We start from the raw sequence: 1,610 nt of genomic DNA, 5'->3' as shown, positions 1-1,610 counted from the left end.
GGCGACGGTGACGATCCGAACCGCCGACACGCCGGTCCGGATCGCCGGCCCCGACGCGGAGTTCTTCGAGGCCCTGAACAAGCTGGAGTAGGGCCGTTCCGTCGCCGGCGTTTCAGCCCCAGTTCTCCTCGCGCGTCGGGCGGTCCGACAGCGCGGCCACGTCGACGCCGGCCAGCGGCTCGTCGGTCCCCGCCGCGGCGTCGAGCGCCTCCAGCGCCGCGCGGGCCGACACCGTCGTCGAGAGGTAAGGGACCTCCTCCTCGACGGCGGTTCTGAGGCTGTCGCGCTCCGTCGACAGCAGGAAGTCGATCTCGTCGGCCAGCAGCGCACCTTCGAGGTCGTCCGGCTCGGCCAGTTCGAGGTGGTCGGCGAACGCGTCGACCACGTCGGCGGGCCAGTCGCCGTCGACCGCCACCGTTCCGGACTCGGGAATCTCGTTGCCGGCGGCGATCTGGGCCTTCCCGTAGGCCGCGCCGAAGCTGCCGGCGGTGCCCATCACCTCCCCGGTGGACTTCATCTCCGGGCCGAGACGGGGGTCCGAGTTCGGCAGGCGGTCGAACGGCAGCACGACCTCCTTCACGCTCGGCTGCTCGGGGATCTGCTCGGCGACGTCCATCTCCGCCAGCGACTCGCCGGCCATCGCGCGGGCCGCGAGCTTCGCGATCGGTACGCCCGTCGCCTTCGAGACGAACGGGACGGTGCGCGAGGAGCGGGGGTTCGCCTCGAGCACGTAGACGGTCGCCTCGCCGCCACTCTCCTGCACGGCCAACTGGACGTTCAGCAGGCCGACCGTCGAGAGCGCGTCGGCGATCTCCTCGACGACCTCGCGGACGCGGGTCAGCGTCTCGTCGTCGAGCGAGCGGGGCGGGATCACGCAGGCGGAGTCCCCGGAGTGGATGCCGGCGCTCTCGACGTGTTCCATCACGCCGCCGATCAGCACGTCCTCGCCGTCGCTCACGGCGTCGACGTCGAGCTCGATCGCGTCCTCAAGGAACGAGTCGATCAGGATCGGCTTCTCCGGGGAGACGCGAACCGCCTCCTCGACGTACTCCTCCAACTCCTCGTCGCTGTGGACGATCTCCATCGCGCGCCCGCCGAGCACGTAGGAGGGGCGCACGAGCACCGGGTAGCCGACCTCGTGGGCGAGATCGAGCGCCTCGGCCTCGCTGGTCGCGGAGCCGCCGGCCGGCTGTTCGATGCCGCGCTCGGCCATCAGGCGGTTGAAGCGGTCGCGGTCCTCCGCGAGGTCCATCGCGTCGACGCCGGTGCCGAGGATCTCGCAGTCCAGCCCGCGGCGGTCGAGTTCGTCCTCCAGCGGCTCGCCCACGTCGACGGAGGTCTGCCCGCCGAACTGCACCATCACGCCGTCGGCGTTGGTGGCCTCGACGGCGTCGGCGACCTCCTCGGCGGTGATCGGCTCGAAGAACAGCCCGTCGGAGGTGTCGTAGTCCGTCGACACCGTCTCGGGGTTGTTGTTGAGCACGTGGGCGTCGATGCCGAGTTCGGAGAGCGCGCGGACCGCGTGGACCGCGCAGTAGTCGAACTCCACGCCCTGCCCGATGCGGATCGGGCCGCCGCCGACCACGACGACGCTCTCGGCGTCGCGGTCG

General features: G+C 71.4%; 1 protein-coding gene and 1 pseudogene. One reads left to right on the top strand and one right to left on the bottom strand.

Annotation, left to right across the window (positions count from 1 at the left end):
* Positions 1-91, top strand: a pseudogene (locus ACFR9S_RS00010) (NAD(+)/NADH kinase); the annotation flags it as partial.
* A 21-nt stretch (positions 92-112) separates the two neighbouring features.
* Here ACFR9S_RS00010 and carB read toward each other — a convergent pair.
* On the bottom strand, positions 113-1,610 hold a 1,498-nt coding region (carB, locus tag ACFR9S_RS00005), incomplete at its 5' end, for a carbamoyl-phosphate synthase large subunit (RefSeq protein WP_379817645.1).

The sequence above is a fragment of the Halolamina salina genome (assembly GCF_042678005.1).
Lineage (GTDB): Archaea > Halobacteriota > Halobacteria > Halobacteriales > Haloferacaceae > Halolamina > Halolamina salina.
The sequence above is the reverse complement of the archived record's forward strand: the minus strand, read 5'-3'. Positions and strand labels throughout refer to the sequence as shown.